The sequence below is a fragment of the Bilophila wadsworthia ATCC 49260 genome (assembly GCF_000701705.1).
Lineage (GTDB): Bacteria > Desulfobacterota > Desulfovibrionia > Desulfovibrionales > Desulfovibrionaceae > Bilophila > Bilophila wadsworthia.
In genome coordinates this window covers 1-1687 of sequence record NZ_JNJP01000180.1, presented here as the reverse complement: position 1 = coordinate 1687, position 1687 = coordinate 1, and the positions used below count along the sequence as shown (strand labels likewise).

The window sequence follows — 1687 nt, the reverse complement described above, 5'->3', positions numbered from 1 at the left end:
GGACCGAGGCGCTGTTGCAGGAGCGGGGAGGGCATTCATGAACCAGAGCTTCTTCAAGGAGATCCTGGAGCAGGAAATCCACTCCGTGTTCCTGACCCCCGCCGAGTTCGGCGAATCCGTCACGCTGGAGGGCAAAACGCTCGACGCCGTGGTGGACAGGCCGGAAATGGCATGGCCCGAAGCGGACGACAGGCCCGGCGTCTCCAACGAGTTCGTCGTGTTGGCCGTGGCCCTGTCCGACTTCCCCGATGAGCTTTGGCCCGGAAAGCCCGTGAATTTCAACGGCGAACGTTGGAACGTGGATACCGCCGACCGCGAGGCGTTGCGTACCATCCGGCTGTACAGGGAGCGGTCATGATCAAGATTGAGGTGTCCAGAAGGGATGTGGCGTGGTTGTTGAGGCCCCTGCAAGAGTTCCCGAAGGAATGCCAGGGGGCGATGTGGCAAGCCGTGAAGCGTTCCCTGTCCACCGCCCGTAAGGAAATGACGGAGGAAATCTCGGCTCTCGCGTACCTCAAGAGATCCGTCATCCGGGACGCCGTTCAACCTGTCCAGATGTACGGCAAGAAACGGGCCGAGCATGACCGCCGTTACAAGGTGGCCGACAAGGACAAGGTTTTCGGCGTCATCCGGGTAAGCGGGCGGAAGACCCCTCTCGATGCCTACCGGTTGGCCCCGAACGCCCCAACCCGGCCCAAAGGGTCTACAGGTAATGAGTGGCCGCGTGCGGGGTATCAGCTCGGCCCCCGTTATCCCGTCCGTTACAAGCCGAAGACGTCCGACCGCTCGAAAGGGTTCGTGCTGCGTGGCAAGTCGGGGAAGCTCCGCTTCATGCAGGAAAAGCTTGGCCGCAGACACCAGTACCAAGGCCGCTCGGTCCCGACGCTCATTTGGACGCATGATTACACGGTCCAATATTTCGCGGTGTTCGATGAAGTGGTCGATCCCATTGGAAGAAACGTCAAGCGGCGGTTCATCTCCGTGTTACAGCACGAGATCGACTTTCGTATAGCCAAGCTCGCGGCAAAGGGGAAATAGAATGAAATCCAAAGAACTGTTGCTGTCGGTACGGGAAATGCTGATCGGGGCCATGCAAGACTATCCGTTTCCGGCGTCCGATGGCGGGCACGGGGAGCTTCAAGTGTTCCTTCATGGTTTGCCGGAGGATCAAAGGGGAACCTACCCGTTCATCTGTATCCGATGGGCCAGCGGAGGCATTGATGAAGGCATGGAGGGTGCAGAAGGCCGGGAAACGCTGGCGCTCGTGATCGGGATGTTCGCCCCGGAAGGGCAGGAACAGGCGGGGCTGCTCCTCGCGGAACTCCTCGACTGGCTGCGGGCTGTCCTGCGCCGTAACCGTGTGGTGGCCAAAAAGTTTGAGCTGCAATACCCGCTCAAGTCTTCGATGCCGGAACCTGACAGGCAGTGGATCGAACATCATTACGCTACCGTTTACCCTGAATATCAATATGTTATCCCGTCCACCCCGTTGGGCGGCACTTTGAAGGAACACACCTATGAGTGAGCAGGAATCCCCAAAAACAGCCCGCAAATCGCCTGCGAGAGCCGAAAGCCCGTCCCCGGAGCTGGTTGCCCGCCGGAAGCAGGCGTTGACCGTATATGTCGGCCCGGACAGGCCGTTCGGCCTTCCCCTGCGGACCAGCGCCGTCCTGCGTGGCGAACCGTT

Annotated in this window: 3 protein-coding genes; all 3 read left to right on the top strand. The window is 60.2% G+C overall.

All coding sequences use genetic code 11. The features are described 5' to 3' along the window. A partial coding sequence (locus tag T370_RS0121805; RefSeq protein WP_248604303.1) for a head-tail joining protein occupies positions 1 to 358 on the top strand: 358 nt, incomplete at its 5' end. Further along, the gene (locus T370_RS0121800) at positions 355 to 1038 is read left to right on the top strand and encodes a hypothetical protein (RefSeq protein ID WP_029437004.1); all 684 of its coding nucleotides are present in this window, start codon (positions 355 to 357) and stop codon (positions 1036 to 1038) included. The genes T370_RS0121805 and T370_RS0121800, both read left to right, overlap by 4 nt. 1 nt (position 1039) lies before the next feature. Then, positions 1040 to 1525, top strand: a complete 486-nt coding sequence (locus tag T370_RS0121795) for a hypothetical protein (RefSeq protein ID WP_029437003.1) — start codon at positions 1040 to 1042, stop codon at positions 1523 to 1525. Positions 1526 to 1687 lie beyond the last annotated feature (162 nt).

Coding starts and splice junctions, on each gene's coding strand:
- T370_RS0121800 (WP_029437004.1), top strand. CDS start 355: ATGATCAAGATTGAGGTGTCCAGAAGGGATGTGGCGTGGTTGTTGAGG.
- T370_RS0121795 (WP_029437003.1), top strand. CDS start 1,040: ATGAAATCCAAAGAACTGTTGCTGTCGGTACGGGAAATGCTGATCGGG.